We start from the raw sequence: 19267 nt of genomic DNA, 5'->3' as shown, positions 1-19267 counted from the left end.
CGCTGGGCGCCCATATAGTTGCCCCCATTGCGACGCACAGTGTTGCTACCTTTGTCACCACCTTGGCCCCGCCACTGTTCGCCTGTCGCTGTGATCTGGCAGGCATCGGCACGCCAATCTGTTATGGAGCATCCATGCCTGTATTCCTGTTGTGCGCCTTTCTGATGATCATCCTCTATCCGGTCGGGATCGATCTCTATCTGGTCGCTGTGCCCCAGATTGCCGATGCCCTGCAGGCGAGCGAGGCGCAGATCCACACCGCCTTCTCTATCTATCTGTTCGGTATGGCGGCCACCGTGCTGCTGGGCGGGATGATTGCCGATCGCTACGGGCGGCGCTGGGTGGTGCTCGGGGGGGCGTTGATCTTTGTCCTTGCCTCGCTGGTGGCGGGTCATGCCGAGGGGATCACCCAGTTCTACCTCGGTCGTTTCTGGCAGGGAGTCGGGGCGGGGGCGCTCTATATCATGACCTTTACCGTGCTGCGGGATGTGCTTAGTCAGGAGCGGCTGGCGATGGCACTTTCAATGATTAACGGGGTCATCTGCGTGATCCCGGTGCTGGCGCCGGTGCTCGGTTACCTTATCCTGTCCCATTTTGACTGGCGCGGGATCTTCGTGGCGATGGCGCTGGTGGCGGCCGTCAGCGGTCTGGTCAACCTGTTGCTGCTCAAGGAGACCCGTCCGGCCCGGCAACCGGGCAGTGACGCGGCGCTTCCCTTTGCCCTGCTGCGCTCCCCGCGCTTTATGTTGCTCTCCCTGCTGACCAGTGCCAGCGTGACCGCCATTCTGGTCTATGTCAGCGTCTCGCCGCTGATCCTGATGAAGGAGTTTGGCTTCACCACCGAGCAGTACTCCATCGTGATGATGGTGATGGCCGGCGTGAGTATGTCCACCTCCTTCCTGACGCCCCTGCTGTTGCGCTGGTTGGGCAAACAGAAGGTGCTGGCGGTGTCTCATCTCTCCTATCTGCTGGCTGCGTGTTTTCTACTCGGGTGCTGGCAGTTGGGGGGCGATATCCATCTGTTGCTGCCGGGGTTTGCGCTGGTCTGTGTCGGCTTCTCCTGTGGCTTCGGAGTGGCGATGGGAGAGGCGCTCGATGGTTGTCAGCATAACGTGGCCTTTGCCAGCGCCGTGCTCTGCATCATGCAGATCAGCCTCTCCGGCCTCTATATCTGGCTGCTGGGCCAACTTGGCTTTACTCCGTCCGAGATGCTGATCTGCGCCCTGCTGCTGGCACTGCTCAGTTACCTGGCTGTCAAAGGGCTGTTACCATGGCTCGCGCTTCGTGAAGTGCGGTAGCAGGGCTGATGGAAGATGAGAGGGGATATGCGCAATCTGGGTGAACTCGATTTGAACCTGCTGGTGGTCTTCAAGTACCTGATGCAGGAGCGCAGTGTGGCAGGGGCGGCCAAAAAGCTCTGCGTCACTCCGTCGGCGGTGAGCAAATCTCTGGCCAAATTGCGGGAGTGGTTTGACGATCCCCTGTTTGTGCGGGTGCGGCAGGGGTTGCAGCCCACCAACCTCTCCCTGACCCTGGAGGAGGAGCTGAAGGTCTGGTTCCAGCTCACCGACAGCATCACCTCGCTCAATAGCGAGGCGATCCCAGACGGTGCCCGCTTCACGCTGGTGATGGAGTCCCCCTTCTACATCAGCTTCCTGAGCGATCTGCCCATGACCATCTACCAGAAGTACCCCAACTCGGTGGTCAGGATGCTGGGGTGGGATCACCACTCCCTCAACGACATCGTCAATGGCGATGCGGATCTCGGTTTCTGCGCCCGCGAGACCCATGGCCGCTCCCTGGCCAAGGTCAACCGCTTGCCTTATTACATCGATCACGAGGTGCTGTTCACCGATCGCCCGGTCGTGTTCCTGCGCAAGGATCACCCCTTGCTCCAGCAGAAGTGGTCGCTGGAGAACTTTCTGGCCTGCCCCCAGATCAGCATGGTGTGGGAAGCGAACGATACCTGGGCTCTCGACAGTCTGCTGGAGGATGAGGGATTGAAGCGGGAGGTGCCCATCATGGTCTCCAGCTTCGAACAGGCGCTGCATATCGCCTCCCAGTCGAGTCACGAACTGATTGCGGTGGCTCCTTCCTACTGCGGTGGTTATGCCAGTCGGCATCACGGCAATCTGATCGCCATGCCGCTGCCGCTCCCCGAGAAGCTCTACGCCCAGCTGGAGATCGCCTTCATCCTGCTGTGGCACAAACGGCACAATCAGGATGCCAAGGTGATGTGGCTGCGCAACGAGATCCGGCGACTCTACAACGACGAATCGCCACGCTAATGTGGCCGTGACTGTGCCCATCGATCAGCCGGAGCCATCAGCTTCGGCTTTTTGTTGTCGCATCGCCCTGATGAGTGGGCTTTTGCACGACTTAAGTGCCGAGCTCGGGTTCAGCTGTGTGTCATTCAACTCTCTTTATGCACAGATTAGCCTTGGTTGCACGTCTCGAGTGAAGCTCTTTTCACGAAAAGAATTCATGTGGTTTCATTAGAAAACTTCACCTATGGTCACTTTTAAAGTGTGATCGACCATTAAGTTCCTGTATTTGCAGTGATATAGCATGACTCCCCTTGAAATGACGGGGTTAGATAGCGCCTGCGTAGGGTGACTGCCAGTAGAGCGCGGCGTGAGCCAGCCCCACAGGTCGTCTGTGGCCGTGCCATGCCCCGGCTATCTGGCCACCAGCCATGAGTGACGGAGCTGAGGGGAATAAGCATCAAGGTTGATAAACCGGCTTGAGTAAAGGGATGCAGCAAAGGTAGAACCCGGAGCCGGTAACTGTACCGGGAGACGCCACTCACCATCCCCCGATAACCCGTAATTGAAACCGGCTAGATGAAAAACACCTTTCATCGAACGGGGCTCGTGCACCCGAAAATAGCCAGATTGGCAGGCTGACTGTACTCCCCGTAATGGCAATGACGGACGAAAAAATAGTGCGGCAGCCACCACCAGATTAATAAAAATAAATCTCAGCAAAGGCAGGTTGATATGCGTCCAGCAACAGCACCCACAGGGTTGTTACAACAGCCCAAACCCTTCTTCATGATATTTTTTGTCGAACTCTGGGAGCGCTTCGGTTATTACGGCGTGCAGGGGATATTGGCGGTTTTCTTTGTACAGCAATTGGGTTTTTCCCAGGAGCAGTCGTTTATCACCTTCGGAGCCTTCTCGGCGCTGGTGTATGGCCTTATCTCGATCGGTGGTTATGTCGGCGACCATATTCTCGGTACCAAGCGCACCATGGTGCTGGGGGCCGTGGTGCTGGTTATCGGCTACTTTATGACCGGCCTCTCTATCTACAATCCCGACCTGATTTTCTATGCGCTAGGCACCATCGCAGTCGGTAACTGCCTGTTCAAGGCCAATCCGGCCAGCCTGCTGTCAAAATGCTACCAGCCAAAAGATCCGCGGCTGGATGGGGCTTTTACCCTGTTCTATATGTCGATCAATATTGGCTCCCTTATTTCCCTCTCGCTCGCGCCGGTAATTGCCGATCACTACGGCTATACCGTGACCTATAACCTGTGTGGGGTGGGGCTGATTATTGCGCTGCTCACCTTCTTTGCCTGCCGCAATATGGTCAAGGATATTGGCTCCGCGCCGGATCACCTGCCGCTCGATTACAGCAAACTGCTGCTGGTTATATTGGGTTCGGTAGCCATGGTCTTCTTCTGCGCCTGGCTGATGCACCACGTGGTGATCGCCAACATGGTGCTGATGACGGTAACCATCGCCGTGGTGATCTTCTTCTTCCGCGAGGCATTCAGGCTTGACACCGTGGGCCGCAACAAGATGTATGTGGCCTTCGTGCTGATGCTGGAGGCAGTGCTCTTCTACGTGCTGTACGCCCAGATGCCGACGTCTCTGAACTTTTTTGCCATCAACAACATGCACCATGAGATGCTGGGCATGAGCGTCAACCCAATCAGCTTCCAGGCGCTCAACCCCTTCTGGGTGGTGGTGGGTAGCCCGGTACTCGCGATGATCTACACTCGGATGGGCAGCAAGGGGCGGGATCTCACCATGCCGCTCAAGTTCACCCTCGGGATGTTCTTCTGCTCGCTGGGCTTTCTGACGGCGGCGGCATCCGGCTGGTGGTTTGCCGATGAGCAGGGGCTGACCTCCCCCTGGTTTATGGTGTTTATCTACCTGTTCCAGAGTCTGGGCGAGCTGATGATCAGTGCGCTGGGACTGGCGATGGTCGCCGCGCTGGTGCCACAACGCCTGATGGGCTTCATTCTCGGAATGTGGTTCCTGACTCAGGCGATGGCGTCCCTGCTGGGGGGCTATGTGGCGACCTTTACCGCCGTGCCGCAAGGGATGACGGATCCGCTGCAAACTTTGCCCATTTACACCGGCGTATTTGGCAAGATCGGGATGGCGACCCTGCTGATTGCGGTGGTGATGGGGCTGATGGTGCCCTGGCTCAACCGGATGATGAATGCGACGCCGACAGAGGCCGAAGGGCTGGTAGCGGGACAATCACAGGCGTAATGAGGGGATTGTGCGAGACAAGGCAAGGGTTGCGACCCTTGCCTTGCTGTTGATGGCTTAGTTGTACTGCTCTTCCATCCAGGCTTCTACGATCAACTGCGCCGATACCCCGTCCACGCTGCCTTTTTCCAGCGCGCGATAGCCGCCTCGCTCAAACAGGCGGGCGCGGGCATCTGTGGTGGTGAGTCGCTCATCCTTGAACTCTACCGGTTTGCCGAAGCGGCCATGCAGCCGGTTGCCGAATTTGCGGGCCCGTACCGTGATCTCCTGATCGGTGCCATCCATGTTCAGCGGCAGACCGACCACCAGCAGGTCCGGTTGCCACTCCTTGAGCAGCTTCTCAATCTCGTCCCAGTTGGGGATGCCGTCGTTGGCCTTGAGGGCGCGCAGAGGCTGGGCTGTGCCTGTCAGCTCCTGACCGATGGCGACGCCAATGCTCTTGGTGCCATAGTCAAAGCCCATGATGCTGCGTGATGACATAACTGATAAATCCTCGAAATAGAGAGCGGAGCGGGCCAGCCGATCAGCTGTGGCCGATGTCGCTGGAGAGGTGAACCGGGTTCACCCCTATGCTGGCGGCAGCTTGCTGCCAACGTTTGTGAATGGGGGTCTTGAACACCAGAGCCGGATTGGGGGGGATCACCAGCCAGGCGCTATCCACCAGCTCCTGCTCCAGCTGCCCGGCGCTCCAGCCGGCATAGCCAAGGGCCACCAGCCAATGGGCAGGGGCCTCGCTCGTACCCAGAGTTTCCAGAATATCCTTGGAGGTGGTTACCATCATCTCATCCCCCACCTGCAGGGTGGAGTTGAAACCGGGGCGGAAGCTGTGCAGCACGAAGCCGCGATCGGCGTGAACCGGCCCCCCTTGCAGTACCGGTTGCTTGAGCTCCGGGTTGTTGGGCGGGTTGAGCTGGAGCTGGGTCAGCATGGTTTCCAGCGACATCTCGACCGGAATGTTGACGACCAAGCCCATGGCGCCCTCTTCGTTGTGCTCGCACAGATAGACCAGCGAGCGCTCGAAGTAGGGATCCGTCAGGCTTGGCATGGCAAGCAGGAAGTGATTTTGCAGTGTTTGCATAGAGGCCAAATAGTGCAAAGGTATTTGAGGTCAATTATGGCAGTTGATCCCCATGGGAAAAACCGCTTTTTGGGCTGGGCGAGATCCCGCCCTTTTCCGGATTGTCTTGAAACAGAGAGGGTGGCGCCGGGCCACCCTCTCTTTTTCCGGGCTTGTCGGGGGCGGTTGCCCCTGAACAGGCCGGTTAGCCTTCCTGGTGATTATTTGTCCAGCCGACGCTCGATGGCATCCATCAGCATGCCGGTGATGTGCACATCGAAGGCGGCTTCAATCTCGCGAATGCAGGTCGGGCTGGTGACGTTAATCTCGGTCAGCCGATCGCCGATGATGTCGAGACCGACGAAGATGAGCCCTTTCTCTTTCAACGTCGGGCCCACCGCACGGGCGATGGCCCAGTCGGCTTCGCTCAGGGGACGCGCTTCACCACGGCCACCGGCTGCCAGATTGCCACGGGTCTCCCCTTGCGCCGGAATACGGGCGAGACAGTAGGGAACCGGTTCGCCATCCACCACCAGTACCCGCTTGTCGCCATCCTTGATGGCGGGCAGATAGGTCTGCGCCATGCAGTACTGGCTGCCGTGGGCGGTCAGGGTTTCGATAATCACACCGACGTTGGCGTCATCTTCCTTCATGCGGAAGATGGAGGCGCCGCCCATGCCATCCAAGGGCTTCAAGATCACGTCTTTGTGCTGGGCGTGGAAGGCGCGCAGCTTGTCGGCGCGGCGAGTCACCAGCGTGGTCGGGGTGTGCTCGGCAAACCAGGCGGTGTAGAGCTTCTCGTTGGCGTCGCGCAGGCTCTGCGGCTTGTTGACGATAAGGCAACCCTCATCCTCGGCCCGCTCCAGCATGTAGGTGGCGTAGATAAATTCGGTATCGAACGGCGGATCCTTGCGCATCAGGATCACATCGAGGTTGGAGAGGGGCTGATCCACCACCTCGCCCAGCGTGTACCAGTCGGCATAGTCATATTTGACAGTGAGCGGGCGCATGGTACCAAAGGCACGACCGGCTTCCATGTAGAGATCCTTCATCTCCAGATAGAAGAGCTCATAGCCGCGCTTTTGCGCCTCTTCGAGCATGGCAAAGCTGGAATCTTTCTTGATGTTGATGGCCGAGATGGGGTCCATCACGATGCCGAGTTTAATGGTCATCCGAATATCCTTCTGGTAGCTCGATTGCGAGTGAGATTCTTAAAACCTGCTTCAGGCCAGATCGCCAAAGCGGCACTGCAGCGCAGTAATCGCCGTCAGGGCGGCGGTTTCGGTGCGCAGCACCCGCGGCCCCAGCAGCATCTCTTTGAAATCTTCCTGCACGGTACGGGCGATCTCGTCGCTCGACAAGCCCCCTTCCGGGCCAATCAGCAGGCGTACCCCATGCTCGGGAACGGGCAGGGTGTTGATGCTGTACTCGGCGCGCGGGTGCAGGTTGAGCTTGAGCTCCTTGGTCTCTTCCGCCAGCCAGGCGTCCAGCTCCATCGGCATGCGCACCTCTGGCACCACGTTGCGGCCGCACTGTTCGCAGGCGCTGATCACCACCTTCTGCCACTGTTCGCGCTTCTTCTCCAGTCGATCGGCCGGCAGCTTGACGCCGCAGCGCTCGGAGAAGAGCGGGGTGATGCAGGTGACGCCCAGCTCAACCGATTTCTGGATGGTGAAGTCCATCTTGTCGCCGCGGCTGATCACCTGACCCAGATGAATGGCCAGCGGTGACTCCACCGATTGGGTATCGCAGCGGTCGATGGTCACTTCCACCGACTTCTTGCCGACGTTGGCGATGGTGGCGGGGTATTGATTGCCATCGCCGTTGAACAGCTCGAGCTGCTGGCCCGGCTGCATGCGCAGTACCCGGCCGATATGGTTGGCGCCGTCTTCCGACAGGGCGATAGTCTGGCCAACTTGCAGGGTGGCCGGTTCATAGATACGTGGAATGCGCATGGCTGCTTGTCAGTCTCTTGCTTGGAAACCCTTCAAATCCTGCTGCGAGACGGCGAGCAAGGCTCACGCGGCAGTGGGTAAGGGTTTCATGATAGGAGGGGCAATCCCCCTCCCTGGTCAAATGGGGTTATTGGCACTGCTTTTCAATAAAGGGATTGGTATTGCCCTGCAGCTTGCCGATGCGGCGATTGCGCTCGCACTCCCAGCCCTCTGCCGGGTACTGGCGATCCCAAGCTTCAAACAGTTTACGCTGTTGCGCTGCCAGACGCAGCCCATACTGTTGGCTCATGTAGAGGTAGGCGCGGGCAATCTGGCCCCGTACCGGCCCCTTGGGCGGCTGCACCCGACGATCCTTGAAATCCACCAGCATCTGGCACTGGCCGTACTGATCCGGCTTGCCGTTCCAGTCGGAGAAGCGGTAGTTGGCCCGATCGCCGTTCACCTCGCCAATGGCGGGGAAGAGGTTGTGCATATCCCCCTCCATCTTGTTGAACTCGGGGCTCGCTTTTTCGCAGTTTTTGCGGCCGCCATCCTGCCAGCACTGCAACTGGTGGCCGAACTCCCAGGCGGGGACCACGTGTTCCCACTCGATGCGGGCGGCGCGCTTGGCCTGCTTGCGCGGCTCATAGCCGCAGCTGGCCAGATCCGGGCTCATCTTCTTGCCCTGATAGTCGATGTCACAGCCGCAGTAGAAGGTGGTGACCGCAGGCTGGCTGCGATAGAGCTTCACCAGATCCTGCTTGGCTTCACGAAAGGTCTGGGCGTGCAGGGGTGCGCTAAGCAGCGGCAAACCGGCCAGCAGGGTCAGGGCGAGGGAGGAGATGAAACGCATGGGATTCCTTGCAAACGGGATGATTGACGAACGATGGCGGGCACCCTACCACAGGGGCGCGACACAAGCTGGCTTACTGCTCTGGCTCCGGCCGTTCCCGCTCCAGCGGTTGCTTGCAGCGGCGGCAGTGATAGCGGGCCTCGCCACGCACCACCTTGTTGTGACGGCGTATCGACAGTTGATGCTGCTGGCAGAGGCAGCGATAGGGCACAGTGCGCTGGGCCAATACCGCCAGATCGAAGCTGTGGGTGGTTCTGGGCTCAAGGCCGAACACCTCCCGCATCACCGATTGCCACTGGCGGCCGTGGGGTAGCACCCGGTTTTTGCCGCGTCCTTCACCCCATAGGGCGTAAACCAGCAGATGGGCCACCTCGTGGGGCACCACCTCATCCAGAAACGCCTGCTGGTTGGCCTGATAGAGGGCGGGATTGAAGCGCAGCTCCCAGGTTTGCAGCCGCGCCGATCCCGCCGCCCGGCCCCGCATATTGCAGTAGATCCGCGGGCGGGGGAAGGTACGGCCAAGGCGCGCCTCGGCCTGCACAAAGCAGGCTTCTACGCGTTGTTGCAGCAGGGCGACAAGCTGGGCAGGAGTGGCAGACATCAACATCTCGTCAGATATGTAAAGGACCGTCACCAGTGATAAACCGGGAGGTCGCAGGAGTAAGTGGGAGCATGTGGGAGAAAACTCAGTCGTAGCACAGGTTTAAGGCCGGTTTAGTGTCATGAAAAGATGGCTTAAAGGAAACCGCGAGGGAGTGATAAAAAAACCATTCCGGTACTTGTTGCGGTTACTACTCCGCCAAAAGTGAGAAACAGCTAGCGCAGCGGCAAGTTTGATAAAACAAAACTACAGGTGTTTAAACTTGCGTCTGGATTTTCTCTCATCTGGCTCAGCCACATAAACAACCTCCAAGTCTGCGGGGCTGATATGATCTAGACAGACGATACCGATACCATTGTTCTCCATGATGTAATAGGCCTCATCAGCCGTACCATCGATGGGCAGGAAGTTGAAATTTTGCTTGTCTACATCGTGCCAGTGATGATTTCTTATGCGCACCGAGATGACAGCACCGCCATAGCCCCGCATCTCTTCGATACCAGCATAAGTTAACGTTGCCTGGTGCTTGTATGACCAGAATGACGGGGGCCTGACACCCTCGATCAGAATCGATTGTAGTTTTTCGAAGCTGGTGCCGTGGTACACCCGCAATTCTTCTTCCATGGTCACTTACCTACGTCTTTTCCGATCCATACCACCTGGCCGATAAGGGCGAGGCGTTCTAATTCGCTGGCAGGGATGACTTGCTCCTTATACTCCTTGTTATCACTGAGTAACTCGATCGCGCCGTCCCAGCGTTTCTGGATTCTCTTGGCGTAGAGTTCCTCTCCTAGCCGCACAACAAAAATTTCACCATCGATTGGTTTAGAGGCCGCGAGGTTGATAAGCAAGCTATCACCACTAGCTATGGTGGGCTCCATCGAGTCTCCCTTGGCAAACACCACCTTAAGCTGCTCTGCTTTAAAACCCCTGTATTTCAACCATTTACGGCGAAATGCGAGCCGCCGTTTAACGGGGGTATCGTCGCCGTTAAATGCGCCATAGCCAGTACTGACGGTGACATGGTAGCCATCGACTAGCGCATATTCCTCGTCAAACTCATCCTTGTAGTATCCATTTTCAAGGCCAAATAGCTCCCACTTGTCCTGGCTGGCTCGCTCTTCAATCAGATGGCTTCGTTGCTTTGGACCTTCACCAGTTGCAAGCCACTCCAGCGCCACCTCACATGAGACAGCAATGCTGACTAACCGACTGATGGTTGGTTCAGTTTCACCGCTCAGGTACTTGCGTATCGTAGTGTCACTAATCCCAACTCTGCGACCAAAAGCTCGCACGCTTTCATGTCCGATTAACTCTTTTAGTCGCTCATTAAAAAGTCCGATGCCTTCTGGAAGAATCGGACCTAGTGTCCGATCGTGGTTGATGTCGTCCGATTCCATATAAGCCTTTGTTTTTAATGTGTAAATTCTTCTTATTGCAACCTTTTGGTTGTGGTTAGTAATCGGACGCAATAAAAAGGTCTTGACTAGATATATTGGTTGGATCAATGCTTTCTATATGGCGCACTTGGTAACTTGCCAAATGCGCACGCAAGCAAATGATATTACCACGGTGACAAGTCATGAAAATAGATAATGCCAACCATATCCATGCCGCCCTCAGGGCGCAGGGAATGACCTGCAGGTCATGGGCCTTGACGCATGGCTATCATCCTCGAACTGTTTTGAATTGCATCCAGATGTTCGCTCCAGATACAGGGAGGAAGCCAAAACGCCCTCATGCCAAGGAGATCATTGCGGCCTTATCAGCATCTATCGGGTTTGATCTGATTGGGGGTAACCATGAATAAGCAATGGTTTACCGCTCAGGAACTCGCAGGGCTGAATGGCATGCCTTCAACGGATCGAAGGGTGAGAAGCAAGGAGACAGCAGAAAATTGGCAGGCCAGAAAACGATCCAATGCTAAGGGATTGGAATACCACTTTTCCAGTCTTCCGCACCTCACTCAGCAAGACCTTGCTAAGCAGCAGGCCAAGGCCATGTTGCAGGAGTGCGACACGGTTGTTGTTGCGGCAAAACAGCTTGTGGCAAAGCTGGAAGCGGAAGAATTGACGGTGAAAACAGCCGTACAGGAAAGCAAGAACATCGGCTTGGTACGCTTCAATAGCCTGCCTGAATCCCGTCAGGAACGCGCTAGCGCCAAGATGGCAATCTTGTCTGCGTTGGATGCCTTTATCGAACCATATTGCATGGCCGGGCGAAAAACTGAAGGCACCCTGCGTTTTATTGACGCTTACAACCAGCGGCAGCTTGATTTGCCTGAGTGGGTCATTACCCATCGGCAGAAACTATCGCAGGCCACCCTCTATCGTTGGCAGAAAAAGCGCGAGCAGGAAGGCATCGTTGCGCTGGCTGGCGCATATAAGTTGGAACGTCCTCATATGGTTGAAACCTTTCCCAGAATGGAAAAGTTTTTGATCGCGATATTGACCTCCAAGCCGCATCTCGCCAGCAAGGCCCACACCCTACTGGATATGGTGGCTGAACAAGCCAAGCAAGAACACGATTGGGTCGTACCCTCAACCTCCAGTATTCGCCGCTGGGTCAACAAGTGGCTGGTAACACATAGCGCCGAATTTGCCTACGTCACTGATCCTGACGGTTTTAATGGCAAGCATCGCCCTGTCTTCCAGAAGATGTATCAGCGCTATGAGCTGCCAAATGATGTTTGGGAGTTTGATAGCACCCCGGTAGACGTGCAACTGAATGTGGATGGCAAGCTCAAGCGTTACACCATTATTGGCGCCATCGATGTAATGACCCGACGGGTGCAGCTGTTACTGACACCGACCTCCGATTCGGAAGGGATCTGCCTGCTGCTGCGCAAGTGCCTGCTGAGTTGGGGTCTGCCCAATGAAAACGGGATCTGCAAGACAGATAACGGTTCGGATTATGTCAGCAAGCGCACCACCGGGATCTTCAATCTCTTGGAAATTAATCTTGAGCGTGCCAAAGCCTTTTCGGGTTGGGAGAAGCCGTTTATTGAGCGGTTCTTCCGCACCATGTCTCACGGCTTGATGGAACTGCTGCCTGGTTACATCGGCCACAACGTCAGTGATCGTAAGAAAATCGAGGCGGTGCGAGCCTTTTGCGAGCGGATCGGTAAGAACCGCGCAAAGGGAGAGAAAGAGGCTCTGGAACTTGCGTTAACCCCGGAGCAACTCGAAAAGGCTCTCAATGATTGGTTGGAATTTCACTATCACCACGAGCCACACGATGGGTTGGGCAATTTGTCTCCCTTTCAGAAATATCAGCAAAGCCGTTACCAGCCACGCCTCATCAATCAGGAACATGCGTTGGACATGCTCTTGCAGTACATCGGAGAGGCGACCGTCATTCGGGGCAAAGTGGCAGCAGACAGTCTCAAATATACCGCACCTGAGTTAATGCAACCCGAGTGGGATCGGCGCCGGGTCAGAGTCTTTCTCGATCCAGCCAACGTTGGCCGAGCCACTCTCTACCCGCTTGATGACTGGGGTACCTATGTCGAGGCGATCAACGATGAATTGGTCGGAACGGCGATGGCGCCCGATGAGTTTAGGGCCAGTCGTAAAGCGGCGACCAAGGTGCTGCGTGACTTCCGCCGTGAGGCAAAACGGTTGGAGGATGAGTTCGAGATCAATGAAATCGCGGCTCGCATGTTGGCTGCCAAAAAAGCGCAAAACCAAGGTGTGGTTGGGATGCCATTGAGCAGTCGTGATCACGAAAATGCAGCAATCACAGCCCTCAGTACCTCAGCTAACGCATTGATAAATAAACCGGAGCAAAGCTTCAGCGACGAAGAGCGAGAGGCTCTTGCTCGTCGGCGTGAGCAGGATCGCCAGCTGATGCGTCAGCAGGAGGAGAGCAAAGCCAAATTACTCAAGAGCGAAGAGGAGCAGGCGTGGCACTTGTCCCGAAAAGCCTGCAACGAGCCCCTATCAGACAAGGAGTCCGCGTGGTTGGAACAGTACCGAAAGGACTATTACCTGGTCGCTCGGCGGATCGATTTTACCCTGCGCAAGGAGCAGGAACTCAAAGTGCAGCAAGGTTTGTAAGGGGTTATCCCCCCATTTAAACGTCATTAAACAGGAGTGCAAATCATGAAAAAAAAGGTTGTTCCGGTCAAAAACGTAACCCGTACCGAGACGCTGTTTCACAACCTCAACAGCCGTTCTCAGGTCGTACCTGGAATTGGCTTGGTGTATGGCCAGAGCGGGTTTGGTAAGACCACCACCATGACCTGGTTGTTCAATCAGGATGGGGTGAATGCAATCTATATCCGTTGCTATGCGACTGATACCCCCAGCAGCGTGCTGGAGCGTATTGTCCGTGAGCTGGGAATGGTTCCACGCTACCCCATTCAGCGCATGGTTGATGATGTCATCGAGCGTATGCGAGCTGAAGAGCTGACGCTGTTTGTTGATGAGTGCGATTACGTCGTGGGTTCCAACAAGATCATGGATAGCTTCCGTGACATCTACGACGGCACAGATCAGCCGGTCATCCTGATTGGTATGGACCAAATCGCCAAACGCATTAGTCACCGGAAGCAGTTGTTCAACCGCATCTCTGACTGGATCGAATTTCAACCTGCCGATTTGGCCGATGTGGGCATGTTCGCAGACCACCTTATCGGTGGCGACATCCTGCTGGAGGAGGACTTGCTCAACATGATCAGCAAAAGAGGTCATGGCGAAGTGCGTCGGATCCTCACAGCGTTGGAGAAAGTGGAGTCGTTGGCTTTGGCAAACGATCTGGCCGTGGTCAGCCTTGCTGATTTGCATGGTCGTGAGGCCGAGCTTTTCCTCGACTTTAACGGCAAGGGGCGGCTCGGCTGAATTATTGGCTTAGGAGACAGCCAATACCTTGAGACGGATATTTGAGGGGATTTTTGAATGGCTCAGGAAACAAGAAATAAAAGAGCTGCAGCTTGGAACCATATCGCGGCCAATGAGTGTTTCACGGTTAACGATATTGCCATGGTAATTGCAGAGTCAACTGAAAAGGGACGGGAAATAGTTAAGGAATTCGAGCGACGAGGGGTTATCCAACAAGTCGCCGGGATTGGTGTGGCGGGGCGTCCAAAAATATATGCCCGCATTGAAGGGCAGGAACCAGTTCTTGGACGTGGGCATTGCGGCGAAGGGCGAGTAGTTCGGCGCCGTGACCATAAAACCAAGCAGCAGAAAATGTGGAACGCGATGAAGATGCACAAACAGTTCACCCGAATCGATCTGCAAATGACTGCCGAGGTTACCGATAGCCATGCCAAATCATTTCTCAGCGCATTGTACAAGGCCGGGTATATCCGCTTTCTGGTCAAGGTGAAAGCCGGGATCCAGAACAAGGGGAAGTTGAGTCGTTACACCCTGCTGCGTAATACCGGCCAGCTGGCCCCGTTGGTGCGCAAGGCCGGTGTATGGGATCAGAACGAACAAAGGTTCTACCCGTTCGCCACAACAGGAGGAATTGAGTCATGAGTAACCCCCATGTGCCTGCTTGGTTGGCAGCCTTACAGCAGGCGGTAAAAAGTAGCTCGCTGGCGGCGGTTGCCAAGCGCCTCGGGGTATCCAGAACCATGGTGAGTCAGGTTTGTAACCAAAAATATCCGGGGGATTTGGAACGGGTACAAAAACTGGTGGAAGGGGTTTATCTCTCTTGCACCGTTCAGTGCCCGATCCTGGGGGAGATCCGCCAAGACCAGTGCCTGGCGCACCAAAACCGTCGAAGTGTCAGTAGTAACCCGCTTTACATCCAGGTTTACAAGGCTTGCCGAAGTGGTTGTCCGCATAGCCGACTCTCAGAAGAGAAACAGCTTAAGCGCCCAATTCAATTGAGCACTGAAGGTGAGCAGGTAGAGCTTTACCAAGCGGGGAGGGCTATCAGTCGTTTGACCTTCCAGGCTGATGGGGATGAGCGTGAGCTGGTGAAGTTGCTCAGTAATGAGCTGGAACATGTAGCTATGCGGTTGAACCAACTGCTTAGAAAGTCTGGTGAGAAGAAATAGCGATCTGTGTCTGCTCGATAGGCAGGGGGCTCTTTGTTGGCAGTGGGCCCGGTGATGAATCACAAGGAGAACGGGATGAAAAAAAATCTGCAAAACACCGCCGAGCAGCTCAGCAGGTGGCTGACAGCCAAGGGATGTGAAGTCCGCACCAGCCAAGTGCGCCACACCCCGCTGCTGGCCGTCACTGGCCCTTTGCCACAGGCGATGAAAGACCGCGCCGTGTTAAGCCGCGAATGCTTGGCTGGCGTGGTTCGGGAGGTCGCCCTGGTGCGCTTTGGCGGCTGCCTGCTGCACTGGCGCCAGTAATCTAACAAGGGGAATTGGACATGACCAAATTAACGGAACGGCAAATGAAGATCGTACGGTTGGCCTATATCAGAGCCAATTTGGATTTCTATCGATATTTCGTGAAAGAGATGGCTATTCAGATATTTGGGATATCAGAGCAAACCGTAATGGCTGATATCAGAAGGCTCAATGCAGAAAAATCCATCATGCAGTTCAACCGGCAAGAGAAGTGTTGGGTACCGATGGAAAGTGAAAGCCAGGAGACGGCTGTAAATGGATATCGAGTATTGGCAGCGATTGAGAAAGGTGAATTTGACCTAGTGCTAAACAGCGGCCAGTAAGGAGAACTGAGATGGCCAAGATAGAGCTCGATATCGAAGACGAAGCACTGGCCAAGGTCGTGCTGCGTCAATTACCCAAGTTCCTCGAATTTTGCCGTGCGACTCACCTGGAAGAACAGGTACTCGGCCCAGCGAAACAGCAGGCTGCCGCCGTGTGCTATCAGATGCCCGGCAGCAACAAGATCCATTAAGGAGAACCCTATGCAAGAAGCACAAACCGGCAGTACCACCCCGATGCGCCAGAACGCCCAAGGGCACTGGGTACCGGAACACCTGATCGCCCCAGCTGACAAGCTGCGTGATGAAGTGGTGATGGGCATCATTGCGGCTGCCCGCGAGCAGCGTTCGCAGCTGGCCGCCTTCAAAATTGGCGCCATGCAGCAGATCAACGACTTTGTTGACCTGTCATCCGAGCAGTACGGCGTGGCGTGGGGCGGCGCCAAGGGCAACGTGACCCTGCTCAGTTTCGACGGCCGTTACAAGCTGATCCGGGCGGTGGGGGAGCACCGCAAATTTGATGAACGGATCCAGGCTGCCAAGGTGCTGATTGACCAGTGCATCGCCCGCTGGAGCGATGGGGCCAGTCCTAAACTGCGGGCCCTGGTTGACCACGCTTTTCGGGTTTCCAAAGCCGGTCATATCGACGTTAACCAGGTGCTCTCCCTGCGTCAGCTCAACATCGAAGACGCCGACTGGGAGCAGGCCATGCAAGCGATCGCCGATGCCATTCAGGTGACCGGAACCAGCCAATACCTGCGGCTCTATGAGCGTGACGCCCAGGGGCGTTACATCCAGATGAGCCTGGATCTGGCCAAGTTGTAAGGGGAGGAGACGCGATGGAAATCAACGTGGATATGGCCGAAGAGCAACTGCAGCTCTGTGAGCAGATCACTGAAACAGAGGGCACCTGCTACCCCGACGACACCTATGAGGATGGCATCAAGGCCGCTCTGCTCTGGGCGCTGGGGCTGGGGCCTGCCCCCCTCAATGCCGAAGAGTATGAAGGGGCGAAGCCACTGCAGTTCGAGTAACGGCCCGATGCGAAACAGGGCGGCAATGCCGCCCTGTCTGCCCGATGTGGTGATCGGGTACTGATGAGCAGCCGGAGGACAGATGGACAAGAAGGTGGAAGAGACTGAGGGCCGTATGCCTACCCCCAGTCAGAGCAGTGGTGAAGCGGTGTATATCAGGGGGTCACAGGGGGGAAGGGTTCAATATTTTCCACGTTATGGCGTTCCCGCCACTGCTGACGCAGAAGATCGTGAAAAAACGCAATCCGCTCCTCAATCTGAATATCCCGGCCGACAGTAGCCTGGCCAATAAAGCCGCACTGAATTTCGGCGGCAGCGAGTTGAACAGCCAGCTCATAGAGTTTGGCATCGGTCATAACGTACTCCTTGTGGTTGGGTTGGCGCTTTAACCATGCCGGAGTGAAACCGCCAGGGCAACTTGGCATTGCGAAACGCCTTGAGGGGCGTCTGCCCGGCGTGGTGGCCGGGCACTGATGAGCAGCCGACTTATGTGTGGAAAAGAGCGGCCCAGGCGTTCACCGCCAATAAAGGAGCACGGCGATGACTAAAACAGAGATGGATATTCGGCTTACCAAGATATTCAGCACCGCAGCCATTGCACTGGCGGCAGCTGAAAAACGGGCTGTGTGCAAACAGCTCAAACAGTTTATTCGAGAGGCCCGCGCCCAAGGGCTATTTGCCCTAGCGGGGGAAGCAAGCCAGATGCGCTGGCAACTGGTGGCTGAACTGCAGCAAGCCAGAGCGGTGGCGCTGGAGGCCAGCCATGGCCATGTCTAACTGGCAACGACTGCTGGCCTACGTGATGAAGTTTGGCAACCTGAGCCAGCAGCAGGCAGAGCAGTGGCTCGATAGCCATTGCCCTCAGTTGCGTAGTGGGCCTGACGTGATGGCGGCCGGGCAAATCTGGATGAAAAAGACGGGGAGGGGGAATTGAACACCTTAGCTAACAATCAGCCAAATGCTGCGCAGAGTGGTGATCGTACCCGCCTGATCCGTCTGGTTCAGGTTGGCAGGCGTACCCTGGGGCTCGATGAGGAGACCTATAGGGCGTTGCTGGAGCAGCAGAGTGGCAAGCGTTCGGCGGCCGAGTTGACGATCCCGGAGCTGGACAAGGTGCTGCTGGCTATGAAGGGGGCAGGGTTTAAACCGACGGTTAAACGCCCTGTTAAAGGGGCTGTTAAAGCGGAAGGGCACAAGCGTTTAAGCCCGGCCCGTGGGGCTCATGCCAAAACCGCCGAGATAAACGTGATCCGGGCTGTATGGATCACCATGCACCGCCATGGCCTGCTGCGCGATGGCAGTGAGACGGCCTTGAATCACTATGTTGAGCGGCAAACGGTGCGGCTTAACAACGGCATCGGCGTGGCAGAGGTGGCCTGGCTCACCGATGGGTTGGCTTACCAGGTGCTTGAGTCACTGAAAAACTGGCACAAGCGGGAGCTGGTTGCCCGCCTTGTCGCGGCCGAGAAAACCGTCCCCACCAATGAGAAGTCCGGGCGAGTGGCCGGTTATCAGGCCGTTGTGGCGGCGTTTGAGGAGATGAATGATGGACGCTAACGCTGAGAATCTGGACTTGTTCGCCGATGATCATGAGTCGCTGGGGCAGCTTGTCGATCGCCTGGATCAGATCCCGACCACCGAACTGACGGCCAAATGGCCCAAAGCCCTGGCCGAGTTGGTCGATGTGCTGGCCTGCGAGTTGGTCAGAGGGGGAATGGAGCCAGAGCTGGCCAAGGCTCAGGCCCGCAAGTTGGCGCTGGTACAGGCCCATTACATGGGGGGCCGTGCCTACTACATCCCCACCGGGGATCATCTCAAGGCCGCGTTGCGTGACCGGGCTATCTGGGACGAGTTCAATGGGCGGAATATCGATGTGCTGGCCCGTAAGCATGGCCTCTCAGTGCCACAGACCTATGCGGTGGTGGCCGAACAGCGCGAACTGACCCGCCGCCGCCATCAACCTGACCTGTTTGGCTATCAATAGAGATGCGACTCACATTAAAGAGAAACCCCGCTGCGGCGGGGTTTTCATTTGGTGACGACTCAATTAGCGTTGATGATGGATTATTCAAGGAGGAATCTATCGGTGTTACGTTCATGCAGCCAGTGCGGTAACTTGGAGGATGATGGAGCCAATGCTTGCTCTGTCTGTCATGGTGCGTTGATTGACCCCGTCGAAGCGGCTAGGCCAGTAAAACCGCATGTGGTGCCAAGAAAGCGCCATCGGAGTATTGGCCCGGTACCCGTGTTGGGATCTCTGCTGTTGTTGGGTATTGTGCTGTTTCTGGCTCACGTTCATATTGTCAGAGGGTCTACATACCAAGGCCCGTTGTTTGTTGGCCGGTTGTCCGCTGGATTCAGCGAGATGTTTATCAATACCGATGAATTGCTGAATATGCCCATCATTGGGGCTCGTTCACGTTACCCCTTGGGGGTTGCTGCTCTGCAGCGTGTTGGCTTTCTGGAGTCAGACCAGCAGCGTGAAACCCGGATTAAGCAAGAAACAGAGGCGCTGTTTGAGCGCATAAGTAACCCATCAGAGCGATCTGCAGAAGACCAGCTGTATAAGCTCAAGCATGGCCACTATCCAGAACAGTAATTCACACTAACCCACCATAAACCCATGCCATAGAGGCCCCTCGGTACG

The 19267-nt window shown here is 56.2% G+C and carries 26 protein-coding genes and 2 other RNA genes; 19 read left to right on the top strand and 9 right to left on the bottom strand.

From position 1 onward, the window contains the following. Nucleotides 1-134 precede the first annotated feature (134 nt). The 3 genes from ACTG2G_RS05880 to dtpB all read left to right on the top strand — a co-directional run bounded on the left by ACTG2G_RS05880 (nucleotide 135) and on the right by dtpB (nucleotide 4505). Entirely contained in the window at nucleotides 135-1298 is a 1164-nt protein-coding gene (locus tag ACTG2G_RS05880; RefSeq protein WP_439985283.1) for an MFS transporter, read from the top strand. A 27-nt stretch (nucleotides 1299-1325) separates the two neighbouring features. After that, nucleotides 1326-2288 carry an HTH-type transcriptional regulator YidZ gene (gene yidZ, locus ACTG2G_RS05875; RefSeq protein ID WP_064338536.1) on the top strand — a complete coding sequence of 321 codons (963 nt, stop codon included), beginning with the start codon at nucleotides 1326-1328 and terminating at the stop codon, nucleotides 2286-2288. 711 nt (nucleotides 2289-2999) lie between these two features. Next, nucleotides 3000-4505, top strand: a complete 1506-nt coding sequence (dtpB, locus tag ACTG2G_RS05870) for a dipeptide/tripeptide permease DtpB (protein ID WP_439985282.1) — start codon at nucleotides 3000-3002, stop codon at nucleotides 4503-4505. 57 nt (nucleotides 4506-4562) lie between these two features. On the opposite strand, the gene ruvX is transcribed toward dtpB, so the two are convergent. The 8 genes from ruvX to ACTG2G_RS05830 form a co-directional block, all read right to left on the bottom strand. Then, entirely contained in the window at nucleotides 4563-4985 is a 423-nt protein-coding gene (gene ruvX, locus ACTG2G_RS05865) for a Holliday junction resolvase RuvX (RefSeq protein ID WP_005343821.1), read from the bottom strand. Between the two features lie 43 nt (nucleotides 4986-5028). After that, nucleotides 5029-5583: a YqgE/AlgH family protein gene (locus tag ACTG2G_RS05860; RefSeq protein ID WP_439985281.1), complete on the bottom strand. Its 555-nt coding sequence runs from the start codon at nucleotides 5581-5583 to the stop codon at nucleotides 5029-5031. 200 nt (nucleotides 5584-5783) lie between these two features. Beyond that, the gene (gene gshB / locus ACTG2G_RS05855) at nucleotides 5784-6734 is read right to left on the bottom strand and encodes a glutathione synthase (RefSeq protein WP_439985280.1); all 951 of its coding nucleotides are present in this window, start codon (nucleotides 6732-6734) and stop codon (nucleotides 5784-5786) included. Nucleotides 6735-6785: 51 nt separating this feature from the next. After that, nucleotides 6786-7517: a 16S rRNA (uracil(1498)-N(3))-methyltransferase gene (rsmE, locus tag ACTG2G_RS05850; RefSeq protein ID WP_139474048.1), complete on the bottom strand. Its 732-nt coding sequence runs from the start codon at nucleotides 7515-7517 to the stop codon at nucleotides 6786-6788. Between the two features lie 127 nt (nucleotides 7518-7644). Continuing rightward, entirely contained in the window at nucleotides 7645-8349 is a 705-nt protein-coding gene (locus tag ACTG2G_RS05845) for an endonuclease (protein WP_021229195.1), read from the bottom strand. Between the two features lie 73 nt (nucleotides 8350-8422). Continuing rightward, complete coding sequence (locus tag ACTG2G_RS05840) at nucleotides 8423-8950, bottom strand: SprT family zinc-dependent metalloprotease (RefSeq protein WP_139443203.1); 528 nt, start codon at nucleotides 8948-8950, stop codon at nucleotides 8423-8425. Between the two features lie 246 nt (nucleotides 8951-9196). Continuing rightward, the gene (locus ACTG2G_RS05835; RefSeq protein WP_439985279.1) at nucleotides 9197-9574 is read right to left on the bottom strand and encodes a hypothetical protein; all 378 of its coding nucleotides are present in this window, start codon (nucleotides 9572-9574) and stop codon (nucleotides 9197-9199) included. Between the two features lie 2 nt (nucleotides 9575-9576). Beyond that, entirely contained in the window at nucleotides 9577-10422 is an 846-nt protein-coding gene (locus ACTG2G_RS05830) for an XRE family transcriptional regulator (protein ID WP_439985278.1), read from the bottom strand. 330 nt (nucleotides 10423-10752) lie between these two features. On the opposite strand from ACTG2G_RS05830, the gene ACTG2G_RS05825 reads away from it, so the two are divergent. The 10 genes from ACTG2G_RS05825 (at nucleotide 10753) to ACTG2G_RS05780 (ending at nucleotide 16697) form a co-directional block, all read left to right on the top strand. Then, a complete protein-coding gene (locus ACTG2G_RS05825) occupies nucleotides 10753-13008 on the top strand; it encodes a DNA-binding protein (RefSeq protein ID WP_439985277.1) in 2256 nt (751 codons plus the stop codon). A gap of 45 nt (nucleotides 13009-13053) precedes the next feature. Further along, nucleotides 13054-13791 carry an AAA family ATPase gene (locus tag ACTG2G_RS05820; protein ID WP_215783548.1) on the top strand — a complete coding sequence of 246 codons (738 nt, stop codon included), beginning with the start codon at nucleotides 13054-13056 and terminating at the stop codon, nucleotides 13789-13791. A 57-nt stretch (nucleotides 13792-13848) separates the two neighbouring features. Further along, the gene (locus ACTG2G_RS05815; RefSeq protein ID WP_215783549.1) at nucleotides 13849-14433 is read left to right on the top strand and encodes a hypothetical protein; all 585 of its coding nucleotides are present in this window, start codon (nucleotides 13849-13851) and stop codon (nucleotides 14431-14433) included. Beyond that, the gene (locus tag ACTG2G_RS05810) at nucleotides 14430-14960 is read left to right on the top strand and encodes a helix-turn-helix domain-containing protein (protein ID WP_421309740.1); all 531 of its coding nucleotides are present in this window, start codon (nucleotides 14430-14432) and stop codon (nucleotides 14958-14960) included. Before ACTG2G_RS05815 ends, ACTG2G_RS05810 begins: the two co-directional genes overlap by 4 nt. A 75-nt stretch (nucleotides 14961-15035) precedes the next feature. After that, nucleotides 15036-15266, top strand: a complete 231-nt coding sequence (locus ACTG2G_RS05805; protein WP_182932664.1) for a hypothetical protein — start codon at nucleotides 15036-15038, stop codon at nucleotides 15264-15266. A 20-nt stretch (nucleotides 15267-15286) separates the two neighbouring features. Next, nucleotides 15287-15589, top strand: coding sequence for a hypothetical protein (locus tag ACTG2G_RS05800; protein ID WP_439985276.1), 303 nt, complete (start codon nucleotides 15287-15289; stop codon nucleotides 15587-15589). An 11-nt stretch (nucleotides 15590-15600) separates the two neighbouring features. Beyond that, complete coding sequence (locus ACTG2G_RS05795; protein WP_076495035.1) at nucleotides 15601-15780, top strand: hypothetical protein; 180 nt, start codon at nucleotides 15601-15603, stop codon at nucleotides 15778-15780. A 10-nt stretch (nucleotides 15781-15790) separates the two neighbouring features. Beyond that, nucleotides 15791-16411, top strand: coding sequence for a DUF3164 family protein (locus ACTG2G_RS05790; RefSeq protein WP_439985275.1), 621 nt, complete (start codon nucleotides 15791-15793; stop codon nucleotides 16409-16411). 14 nt (nucleotides 16412-16425) lie between these two features. Further along, nucleotides 16426-16620 (top strand): hypothetical protein, encoded by a 195-nt coding sequence (locus tag ACTG2G_RS05785; protein WP_058059558.1) that lies wholly within the window; start codon nucleotides 16426-16428, stop codon nucleotides 16618-16620. A 7-nt stretch (nucleotides 16621-16627) separates the two neighbouring features. Then, nucleotides 16628-16697: hammerhead ribozyme type II (locus ACTG2G_RS05780), an RNA gene on the top strand. Between the two features lie 78 nt (nucleotides 16698-16775). Here ACTG2G_RS05780 and ACTG2G_RS05775 read toward each other — a convergent pair. Further along, nucleotides 16776-16976 carry a hypothetical protein gene (locus ACTG2G_RS05775; protein ID WP_439985274.1) on the bottom strand — a complete coding sequence of 67 codons (201 nt, stop codon included), beginning with the start codon at nucleotides 16974-16976 and terminating at the stop codon, nucleotides 16776-16778. 68 nt (nucleotides 16977-17044) lie between these two features. On the opposite strand from ACTG2G_RS05775, the gene ACTG2G_RS05770 reads away from it, so the two are divergent. From ACTG2G_RS05770 to ACTG2G_RS05745, 6 genes are all read left to right on the top strand, one after another. Next, nucleotides 17045-17107, top strand: an RNA gene (locus tag ACTG2G_RS05770) — hammerhead ribozyme type II. A gap of 53 nt (nucleotides 17108-17160) precedes the next feature. Continuing rightward, entirely contained in the window at nucleotides 17161-17397 is a 237-nt protein-coding gene (locus tag ACTG2G_RS05765; protein WP_224967834.1) for a hypothetical protein, read from the top strand. Further along, nucleotides 17384-17554, top strand: a complete 171-nt coding sequence (locus tag ACTG2G_RS05760; RefSeq protein ID WP_439985273.1) for a hypothetical protein — start codon at nucleotides 17384-17386, stop codon at nucleotides 17552-17554. The genes ACTG2G_RS05765 and ACTG2G_RS05760 overlap by 14 nt, the downstream gene beginning before the upstream one ends. Then, nucleotides 17551-18177, top strand: coding sequence for a gp16 family protein (locus ACTG2G_RS05755; RefSeq protein ID WP_439985272.1), 627 nt, complete (start codon nucleotides 17551-17553; stop codon nucleotides 18175-18177). The genes ACTG2G_RS05760 and ACTG2G_RS05755 overlap by 4 nt, the downstream gene beginning before the upstream one ends. Next, nucleotides 18167-18604: a Mor transcription activator family protein gene (locus ACTG2G_RS05750; RefSeq protein WP_058059553.1), complete on the top strand. Its 438-nt coding sequence runs from the start codon at nucleotides 18167-18169 to the stop codon at nucleotides 18602-18604. Before ACTG2G_RS05755 ends, ACTG2G_RS05750 begins: the two co-directional genes overlap by 11 nt. A 381-nt stretch (nucleotides 18605-18985) precedes the next feature. After that, on the top strand, nucleotides 18986-19219 hold the full coding sequence (locus ACTG2G_RS05745; RefSeq protein WP_127007477.1) for a hypothetical protein: 234 nt from the start codon (nucleotides 18986-18988) through the stop codon (nucleotides 19217-19219). Nucleotides 19220-19267 lie beyond the last annotated feature (48 nt).

Origin of the sequence: Aeromonas sp. 55A, assembly GCF_051919665.1 — a bacterium.
Lineage (GTDB): Bacteria > Pseudomonadota > Gammaproteobacteria > Enterobacterales > Aeromonadaceae > Aeromonas > Aeromonas veronii.
This window is presented reverse-complemented; position numbering and strand designations above follow the sequence as displayed.

Bases quoted from the DNA above. Each gene is read 5' to 3' on its own strand.
- ACTG2G_RS05880 (WP_439985283.1), top strand. From the start codon at position 135: ATGCCTGTATTCCTGTTGTGCGCCTTTCTGATGATCATCCTCTATCCG.
- yidZ (WP_064338536.1), top strand. From the start codon at position 1,326: ATGCGCAATCTGGGTGAACTCGATTTGAACCTGCTGGTGGTCTTCAAG.
- dtpB (WP_439985282.1), top strand. From the start codon at position 3,000: ATGCGTCCAGCAACAGCACCCACAGGGTTGTTACAACAGCCCAAACCC.
- ruvX (WP_005343821.1), bottom strand. From the start codon at position 4,985: ATGTCATCACGCAGCATCATGGGCTTTGACTATGGCACCAAGAGCATT.
- ACTG2G_RS05860 (WP_439985281.1), bottom strand. From the start codon at position 5,583: ATGCAAACACTGCAAAATCACTTCCTGCTTGCCATGCCAAGCCTGACG.
- gshB (WP_439985280.1), bottom strand. From the start codon at position 6,734: ATGACCATTAAACTCGGCATCGTGATGGACCCCATCTCGGCCATCAAC.
- rsmE (WP_139474048.1), bottom strand. From the start codon at position 7,517: ATGCGCATTCCACGTATCTATGAACCGGCCACCCTGCAAGTTGGCCAG.
- ACTG2G_RS05845 (WP_021229195.1), bottom strand. From the start codon at position 8,349: ATGCGTTTCATCTCCTCCCTCGCCCTGACCCTGCTGGCCGGTTTGCCG.
- ACTG2G_RS05840 (WP_139443203.1), bottom strand. From the start codon at position 8,950: ATGTCTGCCACTCCTGCCCAGCTTGTCGCCCTGCTGCAACAACGCGTA.
- ACTG2G_RS05835 (WP_439985279.1), bottom strand. From the start codon at position 9,574: ATGGAAGAAGAATTGCGGGTGTACCACGGCACCAGCTTCGAAAAACTA.
- ACTG2G_RS05825 (WP_439985277.1), top strand. From the start codon at position 10,753: ATGAATAAGCAATGGTTTACCGCTCAGGAACTCGCAGGGCTGAATGGC.
- ACTG2G_RS05820 (WP_215783548.1), top strand. From the start codon at position 13,054: ATGAAAAAAAAGGTTGTTCCGGTCAAAAACGTAACCCGTACCGAGACG.
- ACTG2G_RS05815 (WP_215783549.1), top strand. From the start codon at position 13,849: ATGGCTCAGGAAACAAGAAATAAAAGAGCTGCAGCTTGGAACCATATC.
- ACTG2G_RS05810 (WP_421309740.1), top strand. From the start codon at position 14,430: ATGAGTAACCCCCATGTGCCTGCTTGGTTGGCAGCCTTACAGCAGGCG.
- ACTG2G_RS05805 (WP_182932664.1), top strand. From the start codon at position 15,036: ATGAAAAAAAATCTGCAAAACACCGCCGAGCAGCTCAGCAGGTGGCTG.
- ACTG2G_RS05800 (WP_439985276.1), top strand. From the start codon at position 15,287: ATGACCAAATTAACGGAACGGCAAATGAAGATCGTACGGTTGGCCTAT.
- ACTG2G_RS05795 (WP_076495035.1), top strand. From the start codon at position 15,601: ATGGCCAAGATAGAGCTCGATATCGAAGACGAAGCACTGGCCAAGGTC.
- ACTG2G_RS05790 (WP_439985275.1), top strand. From the start codon at position 15,791: ATGCAAGAAGCACAAACCGGCAGTACCACCCCGATGCGCCAGAACGCC.
- ACTG2G_RS05785 (WP_058059558.1), top strand. From the start codon at position 16,426: ATGGAAATCAACGTGGATATGGCCGAAGAGCAACTGCAGCTCTGTGAG.
- ACTG2G_RS05775 (WP_439985274.1), bottom strand. From the start codon at position 16,976: ATGACCGATGCCAAACTCTATGAGCTGGCTGTTCAACTCGCTGCCGCC.
- ACTG2G_RS05765 (WP_224967834.1), top strand. From the start codon at position 17,161: ATGACTAAAACAGAGATGGATATTCGGCTTACCAAGATATTCAGCACC.
- ACTG2G_RS05760 (WP_439985273.1), top strand. From the start codon at position 17,384: ATGGCCATGTCTAACTGGCAACGACTGCTGGCCTACGTGATGAAGTTT.
- ACTG2G_RS05750 (WP_058059553.1), top strand. From the start codon at position 18,167: ATGGACGCTAACGCTGAGAATCTGGACTTGTTCGCCGATGATCATGAG.
- ACTG2G_RS05745 (WP_127007477.1), top strand. From the start codon at position 18,986: ATGTTTATCAATACCGATGAATTGCTGAATATGCCCATCATTGGGGCT.